The sequence below is a fragment of the Dactylosporangium sp. NPDC051485 genome (assembly GCF_040682015.1).
Taxonomy (GTDB): Bacteria; Actinomycetota; Actinomycetes; order Mycobacteriales; family Micromonosporaceae; genus Dactylosporangium.
Window position 1 is genome coordinate 35,158 of sequence record NZ_JBFAZW010000043.1, and the last position, 16,030, is coordinate 51,187.

Genomic DNA, 16,030 nt, shown 5'->3' on the forward strand with positions numbered 1-16,030 from the left:
ATAACGGCGGCGGGCGGTGCAGCGCCACCCGCCGTCCCTCCCACCAGCAGGGGGCCATCGATGACGATGCACATTCAGTTGGACCGGATCACGAAGCGGTACGGGCGGCTCATCGCCAACGACGAGGTCAGCCTTGTCGTCGAGGCCGGCACGGTGCACGCGATCGTTGGCGAGAACGGCGCCGGCAAGTCCACGCTCATGAACACCCTTTACGGCCTGGTCAAGCCCGACTCGGGCACGATCAGCATCAACGACGAACCCGTGTCGTTCCACGGCCCGCGTGACGCTATCGCGCGCGGAATCGGCATGGTGCACCAGCACTTCATGCTCGTACCGTCGCTGAGCGTCGCGGACAACGTGATCATTGGTTCGGCCCCGAAGCGGCGCGGCCTCATCGACCGACGTCGCGCGCGCGAGATCGTCGCGCGGGTCAGCGAGGAGTATGGCCTGCACATCGAGCCCGACCCGCTCGTTCGGGACCTGCCGGTCGGCGCGCAGCAGCGCGTCGAGATCCTCAAGGCCCTGCACCGCGGTGCGGACGTGCTCATTCTCGATGAGCCTACGGCGGTCCTGACCCCACCGGAGGCGGTCGAGCTCGGTCGGGTCATCCGCCAACTCACCTCGGTCGGCAAGGCCGTGCTCTTCATCAGCCACAAGCTGAAAGAGGTGATGGCGGTCAGCGACGAGATCACGGTGATGCGGCGCGGCCGAGTCACCGGCCATTTCGCTGCCGCCGAGACCGACGAACGTGAGCTGGCTCGGACCATGGTCGGCCGGGACGTCCTTACCTCTGTTGTCAAGGATGCGTCCGAACCGGGCGACGTCCGACTCGACGTCCGTGACCTGGAAGCCAAGGACGATCGTGGTCAGATGGCCGTGCGCGGCGTCACGATCGAACTGCGAGCCGGCAATATCACCGGCATCGCCGGGGTCGAGGGAAATGGGCAGACGGAGCTGATCGAGTGCCTGGCCGGGCTGCGCCCGGCGGAATCGGGTTCGATCGAGTTGGCGCAGACGGACATCACGCGCTCGACCCCCCGTCGCCGTCGTGACCTCGGCATCGGTCACATCCCCGAGGATCGACTCAAGCGGGGCCTGGCGCCGAATCTCTCCATTGAGGACAACCTGGTATCGACGACGTACCGGCAGAAGAGATTCACCCGGTTCGGCGTGGTTCGGACGGCGGCCGTCCGTGAGGAAGCCACGGCCATGATCGAACGGTTCGGCATCGCCGGCCGCCCCGACCAGGCGATCGCCGCTCTCTCCGGCGGCAACATGCAAAAGGTCGTCGTCGCCCGGGAACTCGGCGGCGATCCGGCGGTCGTGCTCATCGCCCAACCGACCCGCGGCGTCGATGTCGGCGCCATCGAAAACATTCACCGGGAGATCGTCGCCCTGCGCGATCGGGGGAGCGCGGTACTGCTCGTCTCCGCCGAACTCGACGAGGTCATGTCGCTCTCCGACGACCTGTACGTGATGTATGACGGCCAACTCGTGGCGCGGCTCGACCCCGCGACGGCCGACGCGAATGAGGTGGGAATGCACATGGCCGGAATCTCGGCTGTTGCCGAACCGGAACTGCCTGCTGGAGGTGGCGGTGCGTAAGACAACCGCGGCGAGGCGGCTGACGGATCTGCTCCCCGGCGCGCTTCAGGGGATCGCTCGACAGCTGTTCTCGTTGATACTGGCGTTTCTCATCGTGGCGGTCGTGCTCTGGGTCAGTGGCTACAACGCCGGGTCGGTCTTCGCCACCCTGCTGCGCAGCTTCGTCGATGATTTCCACGGGATGCTGCGCTGGGCGACGCCGCTCATACTCACGGGTTTGGCCACCGCGGTCGCGTTCCGGGCCCGGATCTGGAACATCGGCATGGACGGTCAGCTCTATATCGGAGCGTTGACCGGCACGGTCGTCGGCCTCTACGTAGCCCCGCACCTGCCCGGCGCCGTCGGCATAGCGCTGGTGTTGCTGGTCTCGGCGCTCGGCGGAGCGCTGTGGGCACTGCCCGCGGCGATACTGCGGGTTCGGTGGGGCGTACCGGAAATCATTACGACGATTCTCTTGATACAGGTAGCGGCGCTGCTCGTCTCGTGGCTGGTGCTCGGGCCGCTGAAGGGGCGTGGCGCGCTCGGCGCCTCGCTCTCATCCGACCAGATACCGCGGAACCTGTGGCTGCATCCGCTCGCCTGGCACAAGCCCGCGACGATCGGCCTCTACGTCAGCATGGTCGTAGCGGTCTTTGTCGGCTGGTACCTGATGCGGTCGCGGCACGGCTTCGAGATCCGTACCTTCGGCGACAACCGGCAGTTCTCCGCGTACGCGGGGATGAGCAACCGTTGGATCTTCGTGCGAACCATGATGACCTCCGGGGCGCTCGCCGGGCTCGCCGGCGGCCTGGAACTGCTCGGCTCGATGCACCGGCTCCCCAACGACTTCGCGGGAAACCTTGGCTTCCAAGGCGTCGCGGTTTCGCTCGTCGCACAGAACAACCCATTCGCGATCATCATCTCCGGTGTCTTCTTCGGCGGGTTGAAGAACGGCGGAACGAGCCTGCAGCTCTACACAGATACGCCTCGCGACGTCGTCGACGTCATCTCGGCGATCGTCATCCTCGTCATCACCGCGCGCGTCGGCTATCAGCTTTTCCAGCGCCGCGCGCCGCACCTGCTCGCCCGGTTCGGCCGCCGCCGGGCAAGGAGTGACGCATGAGCCTCTCCGCCTTCTTCGACGCAGACCTCCTCGCCAGCACCGTCAGGGTCGCCGCCCCCGTGCTCCTCGCGGGCCTCGGCGGACTGATCACCATGCGGGCGGGCGTCTACAACATTGCACTGGAAGGGCAGATGATCACCGGTTGCTTCGCGGCGATCGCGGTCACCGCCTGGACCGGCAACATCTACCTGGGCATCGTCGGCGGCATGCTGGCCGGAGCGCTCGTGAGTGCCTTGCTCGCGCTGGCGGTTCTCCGGTTCGGCGCCAACGACATCGTCGCGAGCATCGCGATCAACCTGCTCGCCGCCGGGCTCACCGCCTTCCTCCTCCATGCGATCTTTGGTGTGCAGGGGACGTTCCGGCCGGACGGGATGGTGGGGCTGCCCGCGATCCGGATCCCGTTGCTGGAGAAGGTCCCGATCCTCGGCCCGGCCTTGAGCGGCCAGACGCTGCTCGTCTACGTCGCCGTCGTGCTGGTCGCGGTCACCCACATCATGCTGTATCGCACACCGTTCGGCCTGGCGATCCGCGCGGTCGGCGAGAAGCCGGACGCGGCCCGCACCGCAGGGGTCTCGCCCACCCTCGTCAAGGCGGTGAGTGTGCTCTACTCCGGTCTCTTGAGCGGTATCGCCGGGGCGCACCTTGCGCTCGGATACGCCTCGGAGTTCACCGTCGGCATGACCGCCGGACGCGGCTTCACCGGCTTCAGCGCGGCCATCTTCGGCCAGCTCAACCCCTGGTACACCTGGGCCGCGAGCCTGATGTTCGGACTTGCCGAGGCGTTGGGGCTGCGGGTGCAGCTCAGCAGCATCGCGTTGCCGCCCAACGTCGTGCAGATGGTCCCCTACGTGCTCGCGATCGTCGCGATCAGCGTCACCTGCGCTATTCGGGCCTGGCGGCTCGGCGCGGCGCGCCGCCGCGAGGTGGCCGAATGAGCGCGATCGTCATCCCCACCCAGCCGGCCGGTGAGTCGGACCGGCTGCTCGTTGAAGCCGCGAGCGACGCCCTGCGCAGCGGCTTCGTGCTCGGTCGTCATCACGTTGCCGCGGCGCTGCTGCTCGCCGACGGCGCAGTCGTCACCGGCGTGCACCTCGGCTCGCGGCGGATCAACGTCTGTGCCGAACAGGTTGCCCTCGGTATCGTCCGGTCGCAGGGGCTTGCCGCCCCGGTCGCCTGCGCCTCGGTCATCAAGATGACCGAGGCGGACGAGCCGGAGCCGACCTCGCCGTGCGGAGTCTGCCGCGAGCTTCTCGGGTTCTATGCACCGGACATGACGGTCGTACTGCCACACCGCGGCGAGCTCGTTCGGGCCCGCTTCGGTGACCTGCTGCCCGCACCGTGGCTGCTGCCCGGCGAGGTCGCCCCGTAGCCATCGCGCCCGCAACGGGCACGGCGAACGGGGCACGGTCGCACCGTACCGCCGGTGACCGGGCCGGGCGAGAACACCCGTCAGCGGCCGATCCGGGGCCGGACGCCGGATAGCCGCAACGCCATAACGAGAGGACCAACCAGGTGTACCGAGTGACCAACCCGGCAACAGGCGTCGTGGAGCAGGAGTTCCCGACCATGGCCGACAGCGACGTACCAGCGGTGATCGACCGGGCCGACCGGGAGCACACCCGCTGGCGCGACCGGCCGGTCGAGGAACGCGCGGCGGCGCTGCGTCGTGCGGCCGACCTCTTCGACCAGCGCTCCGACGAGTTGGCCGCGCTCGTGATGCGGGAGATGGGCAAGCGCCCGGCCGAGGGCAAGGGCGAGCTCTGGCTCACCGCCCGCATCTTCCGCTACTACGCCGAGAACGGCGCGGCCATGATCGCCGACGAGACGCTGGAGGTGGAGGGGGCCGCGGCCGTCATCGAGAAGCGCTCCATCGGCGTTGTTCTGGGGATCATGCCGTGGAACTACCCGTACTACCAGGTTGCGCGGTTCGCCGCGGCGAACCTGATCCTCGGCAACACGATCCTGCTCAAGCACGCACCCTCCTGCCCCGCCTCGTCGGCCGCGATCGAGCGGCTTCTGCACGACGCGGGCGTGCCGGCCGACGCGTACATCAATGTCTATGCGTCGAATGAGCAGGTTGCCGAGATCATCGCCGATCCGCGGGTACACGGCGTCTCGCTGACCGGAAGCGAACGGGCCGGCGCGGCTGTCGCGGCGATCGCCGGTGCACACCTCACCAAGGTCGTGTTGGAGCTCGGCGGCTCCGACCCGCTGATCGTGCTCGACACGGCCGATGTGAAGGCGACGGCCGCGATGGCGGTGGCCGCGCGGATGGGCAACTCCGGGCAGGCCTGCAACGCGCCGAAGCGGATGATCGTCATGGCGGATCTCTACGACGCGTTCGTCGAGGAGGTCGCCGCGCAGACCGCCGCGCTCGTCCTCGGCGACCCGGCGGATGAGGCGACGACGCTCGCGCCGCTCTCGTCGACGCAGGCGGCGGAGACCCTCATGGCCCAGCTCGAGCGCGCCGTCGAGGAGGGCGCGGTGGTGCGTACCGGCGGACGTCGGCTGGACCGGCCCGGCGCGTGGGTCGAGGCGACCGTACTGACCGACATACGCCCCGGCACCGAAGCATACGAGCAGGAGCTTTTCGGCCCGGTCGCGATCGTCTTCCGGGTAGAGGACGAGGCCGAGGCGGTACGGCTCGCCAACGACACGCCGTTCGGGCTCGGTGCCGCGGTCTTCAGCAGCGACGTGGAGCGGGCTCGCCGGGTTGGACGTCAGCTCGACGTCGGCATGGTCTACATCAACGCGACCGAAGGGTCGCAGGCCGACCTGCCGTTCGGCGGGGTAAAGCGTTCCGGGATCGGCCGTGAGCTGGGTCAGCTCGGCGTCGAGGAGTTCATGAACAAGCGCATCGTGCGGATCTGACCCGCGGATCCGCACGTTGGGCCCGTGGGTCCCGGACCCGTCCGGCCCCACGGTGATCGCTGCGCCGCGTGGCGGTGGCGCTCGTCAGTTCGAGTGGGCCTCGTCAGTTCGAGGGGGCGATGTCGCGCCATCGCAGCAGGCCGTCGTCGCCGGGGCCGGCCAGATGTCCGTCGTACCCGGCGATGATCGTGCGGTCGCCGGCCGGGCCGAGGTCCGATCAGGTCGCCTCCGTGGCCGCCGGCCGCCGGCGGCCGGCACCGCAGCCGGCCGCGGCGGTCGACGGCGAAGAGCAGCCCGCCGGCCGCGGTAAGGCTGACCGCTTCCGCGGCGCTCCCGGCGTCGGTCCAGCAGCGGTCGCCCTCCGCGAGCCGGGCCAACGGCAGGCATCGGATCCGATCGTCTTCGGTGATGGCGAAGAGCGTCCCGTCGGCCCCGGCCAGCGCCCGGATCCCCGCCGGTGCGGTGCCGATCGCCTCCCACGGCGCGGGCTCCCGGACCGGCTCGCGGTAGAGCAGGCGCCCCCGCGGCGTGACCGCGTACAGCCCGACCGCCATCCCCGAAACGGCCTCGTGGGGCGCCGCGAGGCACACCGGCGGATCGTCGGCGGCGTCCCGGGGCGCAACCGCCGGGCGCCAGGGAAGGTTCTGGCCGCAGGCGGCGCGGACCAGCAGCGTGCCGTCCGGGGTCAACGCCCAGAAGGCGTGCTCGCAGGCGACCAGCGCGGCCAACTCCGGCGCCGGTCCGATCGCGTCCCAGCGGGACGGGTCCCGCGGCGCCGAGAGGCGGTCCAGCACGTTGCGGGTGATGCGGTCGACCACCGGGTCGGCGAGCCGGTTGCCCCAGTTCACGGTCGCCGCGTTGAACACGGTGCCCGCGCCCAGCCGGAACACGCCCATCGTCGCGTGGCCGCCCTGGCCGTAGCGGCGCCAGTGGCGCAGGTCCGCCGTGGCCAGGATGACGAACGACGGCGGGGTGCCGTCGGCGCCGGTGATCCGCGGTACACCGTCCACGTCCCGATACAGCGCGGCGTCCGTCTCATAGCCGACCGCGCCGAGCGCGAACCGGTCGCCGTCGCGCAAACCCGTTCCGGTGTACACCCAGTGCCCGGCGAAGCGGGCCGTGTACTCGGTCTCCTTCATGACGTCCATGAAGTCGCCCCAGGCGCCGGCGCCGTGCCGGTTGTTAGACGACTCTCGGGATGAGGACGTGGAGGGGGTTTGCGTCATTGCCGGTGAACGTGGCCGGGCCGGCCTGTTGGCTCTGGTGTGCGGCGACAGGGTGAGCGTCTGGCGCGACAGGGTGAGCGTGCAGCGTCGATCGGGGCGGGCGGCTCGTTGGGGCGTCGGCTGGCCGGTGTCCTCGGTGACGGTGAAGGGCGTCGATAGCGTCTGTCGTATGTGGACGGTTGCTGGCGCGGGTCGGCAACGCGGGTTGGCCCCTAGACTGCCCGGGGTGTGGTAGGCATGCTCACCGACGTGCGAGGAGCCCGCTGTTGTGATCATGGTGCTGGACGCCGGCCGGGCCGACGCCGACCTGGCCGCCGGGACCGTGACCTGCCCACGGTGCCCAGGCGTCCTGCGGCCGTGGTCGTGGGCTGCGCGCCGCCGGGTACGCCGGCTGGACGGCTCGATGCTGACGGTGCGTCCACGCCGGGCTCGGTGCTCGTCGTGCCACGCCACCCAGGTGCTGCTGCCCGCTGGCTGTCTGCCGCGCCTGGGCGACACGGCCGCCGTCGTCGGCGCCGTGCTGGTGGCCAAGGCGGACGGGCGCGGCGCCCGGAGCATCGCCGCTGAGCTGCACCGCCCGGTCTCCACCGTGCGCCGCTGGCTGCGCCGGGTCCGCGGCGAGCACGTGACCTGGCTCCGCCGCCGGGGCGTCCACCACGCCCACACCCTCGACCCGGACGTACTCACCGGCCTGGTCCCGCAGCCCAGCCCGTTGGGGGACGCGATGCAGGCCCTCGCCGCCGCGGTCGTCGCCTACCGCCGCCGGTTCGACCATCCTGCCGACCCATGGGCGCTGATCGTCGTGTTCGTCCACGGCCGGCTCCTCACCCCGGCGCCCGCGGACTGATCAACAACGACCGTCCAGGCACGTCCGTGCCCGCGACCCGGCGACACCGTGAACATCACCGCGACAGCACGAGCACCACCCGCGACACCACGAGCGTGACGCCGACAGCACGAGCACCAAACAGCTCTACTTCGTCCTCACCGGCAACGACGCCTTCATGCTCATGCCGAGCGTCGCGCAACAGCGGGCACCCGTCTGCGCGCGGAGTTCCCGCTCGCCGTCGCTTCGGGATCGCCGGACAACACGTAGCGGCTCTCGCTGTGGGATCCCGCCGACCCGAACCTTTCAGTACACCAGGTGCGGACCATCATGCGCCCGCGTCGGTGTCCGGGGCCGGGTTGTCCGGGTCGGTGGTGTGCCAGTGCACGGCGTGGATGCCACGTTCGAGGGACAGGCGAGCAACGAGTTGTTCGAGCCGGGTCGGTGCGTCCCCGTCGACGAGCAGGTGCACCGTCAGGGTGGTGTCGGGGTCCTGGCCGCTGGTGGCACGGTCGCGGCTGGCTTGGATGCCGCGGAGTACGACGTGACCACCGCCGGTGGCGTGCTGCACGAGCAGAGCGCGAATGTGCGCTTCGGCCTTGGGGCGGCAGGTCAGTTGGAGTCGGTACGGGTGCAGGCCCTCCTCTTCCACGGCCGGGTTGTCGCGGTCGAGGAGCCGGGCCAGGGGGCGCCCGAGCAGGTGAACGGTCAGCACGGTAGCGGTGGCGAGCAGCGCAAAGGACAGTTCGCCGGCGGCGGCCAGGACTCCGACGGCGGCTGAGCACCAAAGGGTTGCGGCGGTGTTGAGGCCACGGATGTTGAATCCGTCCCGCAGGATGACGCCGCCGCCGAGGAACCCGATGCCGGACACGACGTAGGAGGCGACCCGGGTGGGGCTACCGGGATCGCCGACCGCGACGGAGTAGAGCACGAACAGGGTGGCGCCGACGGCGACCAGGGCGTTGGTACGAAGGCCCGCCATCCGGGCCCGCCATTGGCGCTCAGCGCCGATCAGGGCGCCGCAGCCGAGGCCGGAACCGAGGCGGGCGGCGAAGTCGAGCACCGCCAGCGTGTGCATCGCGATAAAGTCCTTTCCTGTCCGGTGCGTGCCGGCGGCCGGTCCCGGCCTGCCGCGCCACCGCGTGCGTGGTGGGGTCGGCAGGCTGGGGCCGGCCGCGTCGGCACACCTAGTGGCCCAGCGCAACCTGGACGATCTTGATGATGACCAGTCCCATCGCGACGACCAGGTAGAGCCGCAGCGCCCCCATGCCGATCCGGCGGGCGGTGGACATGGTGGGACGTTCCAGTGTCGCCAGCGGCGGCATTCGCCAGGCTTCCCGTCCGGTCCGGTCGGTCGGCGCGTTCGCGGTGCGTCGCCGAGCCAGCGCGTAACCCGCCGCGGCCAGCCCGGCGGCACCGCACCCGGCCATGATCTTCAGGATGGCGCCGGTGCTGATGTCCGGGAAGAGCACGGCGGCGGTCAGGACGACCGAGAGGGTGACCAGAACGCCGACCACCGCGGAGGCGAACAGGTTGACGAGCCGTCCGTTGACCCAGGGACCGAGCACCGCCCGGTCGTTGCACAGCAGCAGTAGGAACACCGACGCGGAGGGCAGTAGCACCCCGGCGAGGGTCTGCACCCCCGCCGTGAGCAACCCGAGTGGGGAGCCGGGGATCAGCACGATCGTCGCGGACAGGCCGATGAGGCCGGCGTAGATGGCGTAGAAACCCTTGGCCTGCTTGACCCCTCGGTGCAGCGAGTGCTTGAGGCCCAGTACGTCACCGACGGCGTAGGCGGTGGCCAGGGATACCGCGAACGCGCCGACGATGGACGCGTCGAGCAGTGCGACCGCGAACAGGCTCCCGGCGATCTCACCGGCGTGGGCAGCCAGCCCGGCGGCCAGGCCGGCCGAGTCGGTGTAGTTGCCGAAGCCGGTGGTGTTCGCGAACGCGACGGCGGTGAACCCCATCATGGCCGCGGCGCCGACCATGACCACGATGATGCCGATCCCGAGGTCGACCTTCTCGTAACGGATGAAGCGGGGGGTGATGCGCTTGTCGATGACGTAGGACTGCTGGAAGAACAACTGCCAGGGGGCGACGGTGGTCCCGACGATCCCGATGATCAGCAGCATCAGGGTGGCCATCCCGCCATCCCCCGCCGGCATGGAGGGGACCACGAAGTCGTGCGCCATCTGGGTGGCTCGAGGGTGGGACATCAGGTAGATCGGGATCAGCAGCAGCGATCCGGCGCAGAAGATGACGGCGATGCGCTCGAAGGTTCGGAAGCTGCCGGTGAATGCCGCTGCGACGATGATCGCACTGGCCAGTACCACCGCCGGGACTTTCGGCAGGCCGAGGTAACCGGCGGCCAGCGTGATGCCGATGAACTCGGTGACCAGGGTCAGCGCGTTGAGGATGAACAGATCGATCACGCTGAAGGCGCCCCAGAACTTGCCGAAGCGTTCCAGGATCAGCCGGGCGTGCCCGACTCCGGTGACCGCACCGAGGCGCAGCACCATCTCCTGGTTGATGTACAGCACCGGGATGAGGAGCAACAGCGTCCACAGCAGCTTGGTACCGTAGTCCTGCCCGGCCTGCCCGTAGGTGGCGAACGCGCCGGCGTCGTTGTCGCCGACCATCACGATCAGCCCTGGGCCGATGATCGCCAACAGGGTTTTCAACTTCGTGGACAGCTTGAGCCGGGGGGCGGTGTCGTCCACCTTGATGGTGCCCAGGGCACCGCGGATGTCACCGATGTGCGCCTCATCGAGCACCGCGGAACGGCGCTCGACATTGGTTTCCATGGTCATGTCACACCTTCCAACCCGCCGTACGGCGGAGTCGGGCGGCACGCGTGCAGTCGCCGGCGCGTGCAGGCCAGGCAGCCGCAGTGGCGCCCTGGGTCGGGCGGCGGGGCGGATGCCTAACGAGGCTGGTCGACGCGGATCAGTGCGTGCCGCAACGGACGAACGGGAGACGAGAATCAACCGGGGGTAGCGGACTATGTCCGCTGGGACTGCTATCCACTGCTCTCGCCTCCCTTCGCCCAGGGCGCCGCAGCGCCACCTGTGCGGCACCGGAGGCCGCCACGCGGGAGGGGGACCCGATTCGTGGTTGGACTCCTCCTCGTAGGAGCTTTGGCACTGCGCGGGTGTGCTCCCCGCGAACCGGGAGCGGGTTGGAGCCACGTTGAGGCCGGAAGCGCTGATGACCCGGAGCATCTCTCGATGCGCAGAGTCCATGGCCTGTGTCCGCGCAGACGCCTCGCCGAACGAGGTGTCGCGTCCAGAAGTATGGTCTGCCACCGGCGCTACTGTCAATCAGTTACGTAGACCGTTGAATAATTTGGTGACGCCTCGCTGAACTACCGGCCGGCGGCAGCGTTACAGCCAGCGGCCGAAGACCTTCTGGTAGGCGATCTTCGCGGCGTGGACTGTGACGAGGTACCCGGCGACGATGAGCAGGAGGGCGCCGAGCATGGCGGCGGGCGGCTGCGGCAAACCCAGCCAGCCGCCCAGGGCGGTGTAGGGCAGGGCGACAACCAAGCAGCAGCCGGCAAGCGCGGCGAGGGCGACCGGTCGGGCTGGTCGGCTGCGCACCAGCGGAAGGCCCGCGGTGCGGATGACCAGCACGGCCAGCACCTGGGTGAGCAGGCTTTCGATGAACCAACCGGTGTGGAACAACGCCTCGCCGCCGGAACCGGTGACCGACCAGGCATGCCGGAGCAGCCAGAAGGTGACCAGGTCGAAAAGGGAGGACAAGGAGGCGAAGCAGGCGGCGAAGCGCAGCAGGTCCCGGGTGTTCCAACGGTGGGGTTGAGTCAGCTGCCCGGCGTCGGCGTGGTCGGTGGGCACTGTCAGTTGGACCAGGTCGTAGCCCAGGTTCTGGACCAGGATCTGCAGCGGCAGCATGGGCAGGAACGGCAGGAACGCGCTCGCGGCCAGGACGGACAGGACATTGCCGAGGTTCGCCGACAGGGTGGCCTTGAGATACTTGGTGGCATTCAGCGCCGCGTGCCGGGCGGTTGTGACGCCTTGGTGCAGGACGGCCAGGTTCTTGTCGAGCAGGATGGCGTCGGCGGCGTACCTGGCCACACCGACCGCCTCCGGTGCGGCCAGCCCGATGTCGGCGGCGCGGAGCGCGGGGGTGTCGTTGACCCCGTCGCCGAGGTAGCCGACCACGTGCCCGCCTGACCGCAACGCAGAGACGACGCGTGCCTTCTGCAAGGGGTTGACCTCCGCGAACACCGTGGTGACGGCAGCCAGCCCGACCAGCGCCGAGTCGTCGAGCCGGTCGAGGTGGGCACCGGTGACCGGTCGGCCGGGGCTGATCCCCGCCGCATGGCAGACGTGGACCGCGACCTCGGTGGCGTCACCCGTCACGACAACGGTCCGCACTCCCTGCCCGGCGAGGCCGGCGATCGCTGTGGCGAGGCCGGGTTTGGGGGCGTCGGTGAAAACCAGGAAGCCGAGCAGGGTCAGTTCGGACTCCCATGCGACGTCCGGTTCATTTGAGGTGGTCTCGGGGATCTCGCGGTAGGCGATGGCAAGCAGTCGCTGACCGTCGGCCCACAGGCGCGTGCAGACAGCGGCGAGACGTTCGCGCCACACACCGTCGTACGTCTGAATCTCGGACCCGATACGGACGCGGGTACACCGGGACAGCACCTCTGCGACCGCCCCCTTGGTGATCATCAGGTACGGGCCGCTGCCTCGATCGAGGAGCACGCTGCCGCAGCGACGCGTATGGTCGAAGCTGAACTCGTCGACCTTCTCGTACTGGGCTTCGGCGACATCGCGGTCGAGGCGGTCCACGGCATCCAGAACGGCCGCGTCCAGTGGATTCTCCCACTCGGTGTCGAACACGGCGTACAGCACGGCGTGATCGAGTAACGGCGGGCAGGAGTCGCCGTCGGGTCCGACCCAGCCGGCCAGCACCGGTGTGCCGGCAGTCAAGGTGCCGGTCTTGTCGGTGCACAACACGTCCATGCCGGCCAGGTCCTGCACCGCTGCCGGTCGCGTCACCACGATCCGGGCGCTCGCCAGGGCGGACAGACCCCGGCCATGCACCGCGGCCAGCACCACCGGCAACAGTTCCGGGACCAGCCCCACCGCCACCGCGATCGCGAACAGCGCGGCTCCCGACCAGTCGGCATCGCGATGCATCAGCGCGGTCAGCGCGAACACCGCCGGGACCAACGCGCACAGCAACCGGATCAGCAGCCAGGTCACCGCCCGCAATCCCAGATCCGCCGCGGTGGCCCGCCGCGGCGCGCTCGACCGGCGGGTCACCGCGGCCAAAACGGTGTCCTGGCCCGTGTTGACCACCACAGCGGTGGCCTGTCCCGCGGCAACGCTGCTGCCGGTGAGGGCCAGCGTCGCATTGCGCAGCACATCCACCCGCGCATCCGCCTGCGCGGCGGCCACCGCCGGCGGTGCCGCCATCCAGTCCGATCCGCCGCCAGGACCGGTCGCGAACCGGGGCGCCGGTATCGACTCTCCTGTGAACACCGCCTGATTGAGGGCGAAGTTTTCCGCCTCCACCACCCGGCAGTCAGCCGGCACGACATCCCCGGCGCCGAGCAGGATCAGGTCTCCGGCCACCAACAGGCGTGAGTTGAGCCGCCGCGCCCTCGGCCGGTCCTGCAAGCCCCGCCCCGACCGGCGCAGCACACTGACGCGTGGCGCCGCAAGGTTGTGCAACGAGGCGACCAGTTCATCGAAGCGCCCCTCCTGGCGCAGCCGCAGCACCAGGCCGACCATCACCACCGCCGAGATCAACACTACGCCGAACGGATCGACCGCGACCGCCATCACCACGTCCAACACCAGCAGCAACAGCAGGAACGGGCTGCGCAGACCCCGCGCCAACCGGCCACCCCAGCCGGGCACGATGCCGGCCGGCAGCTGGTTGATGCCGTTCTCGGCCAGCCGTACCGCGGCCTGCGCCTCCGACAGGCCCCGCTCATCCGACCCCAGCGTGCGCAGCGCCTCCGCGGGGGTGCAACCGGACAGGTGCGACAGGCGCTGAACAGCGTGCAAGCCGGCCTGATCCAGCAGCCTGTCGTCAAGTGGCCCGCCATCGAGGCGAACGCCGCGGCCGGCTGCGCGGACTCGTGTCGGTGTCCTCATCCCACCCCCTCGATCTCGGCGCGGCTCGCTACCGAGGTGCGAGGGACCGCATTGCCCCGAACAAATGTCCGCAGAGGCCCCGGCAATGCCTGCCACCAGGCTGGTAGATGGGCGGCTCGACCGAGACACGTACATCGGCGTGACGTCGCGGTCATGACGGCCCGGAATGTCCGTCGCAGGTCACACGCCGCCGTGGGACCTGCCCGCGACATACATACCTTCACCGCCCGGGCCGCCGTTTGTCAATCAGTTGCGTGAGTGTGCGAGACCCGCCAAACTAGCAGGCAGTCGGCCCAGACGTGGCCGGCGGATGGAGAAGTCGATGGTCAGCCGCACGGGATCGCGAACCGACGACGGTCCGACGCCGGGCCAGGTGGAGCAGGCTGCGGCGATCCTTGACATGCTGTCCACCCCAATGCGGCTGCACCTGATGTGGCTGCTGTGCCACGGCGATCACGATGTGGGCTGGTTGGCCGAGAACGTTGGCGCCACCGTCGCCGCGGTCAGCCAGCAGTTGGGCAAACTTCGGCTGGCCGGGCTGGTGTCGTCCCGACGGCAGGGCAGGTACCAGATCTACACCGTCGACGACCCGGACATGCTCGTGCTGATCGACCAGGTTTTCGCACAGGTCGCTACGGACAGACCCCATACGCCGGATCAGCGCAGCCCGGGTGCCTCTTTCGCGGTCGATCACGTTGTCGCGGCGGGTTACTGACCCCGGCCGAGCGGGCTTCAGTGCGGCAGGGGCCGGCTAGCCTAGGAGGAGCGCGGTCACGGCGGCAGCGGTGAGACGGCGGATGGTCATCGCCGGATCGTCCGCCTGCGCGAACCCGGAATGGGATCGGCGGGCCGGGCGGCATGGGCCGCCGATCATCGCCGTCCGGCCTGTCTCGTTCCCGTTGAAGGCGTGTCGCACCCCCGGGGTGCGTACGAACTGTGACGGTACCGTTTACCGCCGCCCATCCGGGTAGACCACGTCTGCCGGGCCGGTTCGTCCGTTGCTGCCGCTGGCCCGGCGCGGGTTACAGATGGATTCACATAAAGTCGGCGGGCGGGCGAGGGGGTCCCGCCCGCCGGCCCGCACCGGGTCTATGCCGGCGCGCCGTACGACCGGGCCCGGTTGTTGGCGATGATCGCGGCGTAGCCGGACCAGTAGCGTCGGTGCGGCTGCTGGCTGACGACCAGCGGCGGCGGGGCCGCGCCGGTCGCCCCGCCACCCTGGCCGGCCTCCACGACAGCGGTGTCCGGCTCTGTCGAGTGCGCGGCTTCCTGGCGGTCCCAGTCGCGGCCGACGATCGGCTCGACAGCTCGCGGCAGGTTGGGCAGGAGGCGGTCGCCGGCCGCATTGTGCAGCAGGCCGAGGCCAAGCATGAAGGCGAACGCATACCTCTTGCACCGCGGGGTGCAGTGTGAGAAAGCCACGCATCTCAGTGTGGGCATCGGCGGTCGTGGATCAGCAAACGCCACGAAATCACGGACGGTGACGGGCAGCACATCACGGCTCAACGAACTGCTCCCGCATAGCCGGCTCGGGCTCCGCGGACATCAGCCAGCGGCACGTCGTGCTGTTCAGGTGACGACGACGGTCGCGTCGAACGCCTGGGCCGTAGCGTGAGCCGTGCCAGCGTGGGCGCGGACTTCGCCGCCGCTGCCAGTCACCACGACATTCGTGGTCTGCAGCTCGACAACGCTGTCGCGCTCGGGCATGTCGTGGCCCGGACCGTAGCTCGGCGCGGAGGCCGCCGCGACCACCGCAGGCCGAGGGCTGCAGGTCGGCGACGGCAGGGTCGCCGCCGAGGCCGCGAGCATCAGCGCCCCGCCGAGCTTCGCGATCTCAACCGCGCCCTGGGCCATATGTCCCGCATCATCACGCTTCACGGCCACCAACGGTACGACCCCCTGTCACCCCCACCCGGGGCGCAATTCCGATCCCGTGTCAGCGAATGCGCTGCGGCCCCGACGACACGCCGTACGGCGCCACCGGAGGAGGCTCGACCGGCACCCTGAATTGCCAGTGCCCGTTCGATGCCTCCTCGTCCGCCCCGCACCCGCAGGTCCAGACGTCAGCATCGGGTATTCCGCCCGGAGGCCAGAACCGGAATTCGATCGCGCTGGTTCTCAGCAGGTCGCTGACCGCCGGGAGAGTCTGGATGTGGAACTCCTTCGGCATGCCAGCGCGGACGAGCTCCGCGGCGTCGCCGGGCCCGTCAGCGTCTGGGCGGCCGCCGTCGCACCCTTCGCCGACGCCGTCCGGTGGTGGCGGGCT

Annotated in this window: 13 protein-coding genes and 1 riboswitch; of the genes, 7 read left to right on the forward strand and 6 right to left on the reverse strand. The window is 69.8% G+C overall.

All coding sequences use genetic code 11. From position 1 onward, the window contains the following. The first annotated feature begins 60 nt into the window (after nucleotides 1-60). The 5 genes from AB0M46_RS24240 (at nucleotide 61) to AB0M46_RS24260 (ending at nucleotide 5,578) form a co-directional block, all read left to right on the forward strand. A complete protein-coding gene (locus tag AB0M46_RS24240) occupies nucleotides 61-1,605 on the forward strand; it encodes an ABC transporter ATP-binding protein (RefSeq protein WP_363339237.1) in 1,545 nt (514 codons plus the stop codon). Continuing rightward, nucleotides 1,598-2,707, forward strand: coding sequence for an ABC transporter permease (locus tag AB0M46_RS24245; RefSeq protein WP_363339238.1), 1,110 nt, complete (start codon nucleotides 1,598-1,600; stop codon nucleotides 2,705-2,707). The genes AB0M46_RS24240 and AB0M46_RS24245 overlap by 8 nt, the downstream gene beginning before the upstream one ends. After that, complete coding sequence (locus AB0M46_RS24250) at nucleotides 2,704-3,642, forward strand: ABC transporter permease (RefSeq protein ID WP_363339239.1); 939 nt, start codon at nucleotides 2,704-2,706, stop codon at nucleotides 3,640-3,642. Before AB0M46_RS24245 ends, AB0M46_RS24250 begins: the two co-directional genes overlap by 4 nt. Next, complete coding sequence (locus AB0M46_RS24255) at nucleotides 3,639-4,076, forward strand: hypothetical protein (protein WP_363339240.1); 438 nt, start codon at nucleotides 3,639-3,641, stop codon at nucleotides 4,074-4,076. The genes AB0M46_RS24250 and AB0M46_RS24255 overlap by 4 nt, the downstream gene beginning before the upstream one ends. Before the next feature lie 152 nt (nucleotides 4,077-4,228). After that, nucleotides 4,229-5,578 (forward strand): NAD-dependent succinate-semialdehyde dehydrogenase, encoded by a 1,350-nt coding sequence (locus tag AB0M46_RS24260; RefSeq protein WP_363339241.1) that lies wholly within the window; start codon nucleotides 4,229-4,231, stop codon nucleotides 5,576-5,578. Here AB0M46_RS24260 and AB0M46_RS24265 read toward each other — a convergent pair. Then, entirely contained in the window at nucleotides 5,530-7,080 is a 1,551-nt protein-coding gene (locus AB0M46_RS24265; protein ID WP_363339242.1) for a N,N-dimethylformamidase beta subunit family domain-containing protein, read from the reverse strand. The genes AB0M46_RS24260 and AB0M46_RS24265 overlap by 49 nt on opposite strands. Here AB0M46_RS24265 and AB0M46_RS24270 point away from each other — a divergent pair. Next, nucleotides 7,073-7,651 carry a hypothetical protein gene (locus tag AB0M46_RS24270; RefSeq protein WP_363339243.1) on the forward strand — a complete coding sequence of 193 codons (579 nt, stop codon included), beginning with the start codon at nucleotides 7,073-7,075 and terminating at the stop codon, nucleotides 7,649-7,651. The two genes, AB0M46_RS24265 and AB0M46_RS24270, sit on opposite strands and share 8 nt — an antisense overlap. A gap of 307 nt (nucleotides 7,652-7,958) precedes the next feature. On the opposite strand, the gene AB0M46_RS24275 is transcribed toward AB0M46_RS24270, so the two are convergent. The 3 genes from AB0M46_RS24275 to mgtA form a co-directional block, all read right to left on the reverse strand. Beyond that, nucleotides 7,959-8,708 carry an MgtC/SapB family protein gene (locus AB0M46_RS24275; protein ID WP_363339244.1) on the reverse strand — a complete coding sequence of 250 codons (750 nt, stop codon included), beginning with the start codon at nucleotides 8,706-8,708 and terminating at the stop codon, nucleotides 7,959-7,961. A 109-nt stretch (nucleotides 8,709-8,817) separates the two neighbouring features. Next, nucleotides 8,818-10,437 (reverse strand): NRAMP family divalent metal transporter, encoded by a 1,620-nt coding sequence (locus tag AB0M46_RS24280; RefSeq protein ID WP_363339245.1) that lies wholly within the window; start codon nucleotides 10,435-10,437, stop codon nucleotides 8,818-8,820. 311 nt (nucleotides 10,438-10,748) lie between these two features. Beyond that, a riboswitch (M-box (ykoK) riboswitch) is annotated at nucleotides 10,749-10,916 on the reverse strand. A gap of 100 nt (nucleotides 10,917-11,016) precedes the next feature. Next, the gene (mgtA, locus tag AB0M46_RS24285; RefSeq protein WP_363339246.1) at nucleotides 11,017-13,764 is read right to left on the reverse strand and encodes a magnesium-translocating P-type ATPase; all 2,748 of its coding nucleotides are present in this window, start codon (nucleotides 13,762-13,764) and stop codon (nucleotides 11,017-11,019) included. A gap of 310 nt (nucleotides 13,765-14,074) precedes the next feature. Here mgtA and AB0M46_RS24290 point away from each other — a divergent pair, with 310 nt between their 5' ends. Further along, complete coding sequence (locus AB0M46_RS24290; protein WP_363339247.1) at nucleotides 14,075-14,479, forward strand: metalloregulator ArsR/SmtB family transcription factor; 405 nt, start codon at nucleotides 14,075-14,077, stop codon at nucleotides 14,477-14,479. A 374-nt stretch (nucleotides 14,480-14,853) separates the two neighbouring features. Here AB0M46_RS24290 and AB0M46_RS24295 read toward each other — a convergent pair whose 3' ends face one another. Beyond that, nucleotides 14,854-15,186: a hypothetical protein gene (locus tag AB0M46_RS24295; RefSeq protein ID WP_363339248.1), complete on the reverse strand. Its 333-nt coding sequence runs from the start codon at nucleotides 15,184-15,186 to the stop codon at nucleotides 14,854-14,856. A 147-nt stretch (nucleotides 15,187-15,333) separates the two neighbouring features. Then, on the reverse strand, nucleotides 15,334-15,642 hold the full coding sequence (locus tag AB0M46_RS24300; RefSeq protein ID WP_363339249.1) for a hypothetical protein: 309 nt from the start codon (nucleotides 15,640-15,642) through the stop codon (nucleotides 15,334-15,336). Between the last annotated feature and the right edge of the window lie 388 nt (nucleotides 15,643-16,030).

Excerpts from the sequence above, each read along its gene's own strand:
- AB0M46_RS24250 (WP_363339239.1), top strand. The coding sequence starts at position 2,704 with ATGAGCCTCTCCGCCTTCTTCGACGCAGACCTCCTCGCCAGCACCGTC.
- AB0M46_RS24280 (WP_363339245.1), bottom strand. The coding sequence starts at position 10,437 with ATGGAAACCAATGTCGAGCGCCGTTCCGCGGTGCTCGATGAGGCGCAC.
- AB0M46_RS24265 (WP_363339242.1), bottom strand. The coding sequence starts at position 7,080 with ATGATCACAACAGCGGGCTCCTCGCACGTCGGTGAGCATGCCTACCAC.
- AB0M46_RS24275 (WP_363339244.1), bottom strand. The coding sequence starts at position 8,708 with ATGCACACGCTGGCGGTGCTCGACTTCGCCGCCCGCCTCGGTTCCGGC.
- AB0M46_RS24240 (WP_363339237.1), top strand. The coding sequence starts at position 61 with ATGACGATGCACATTCAGTTGGACCGGATCACGAAGCGGTACGGGCGG.
- AB0M46_RS24255 (WP_363339240.1), top strand. The coding sequence starts at position 3,639 with ATGAGCGCGATCGTCATCCCCACCCAGCCGGCCGGTGAGTCGGACCGG.
- AB0M46_RS24290 (WP_363339247.1), top strand. The coding sequence starts at position 14,075 with ATGGAGAAGTCGATGGTCAGCCGCACGGGATCGCGAACCGACGACGGT.
- mgtA (WP_363339246.1), bottom strand. The coding sequence starts at position 13,764 with ATGAGGACACCGACACGAGTCCGCGCAGCCGGCCGCGGCGTTCGCCTC.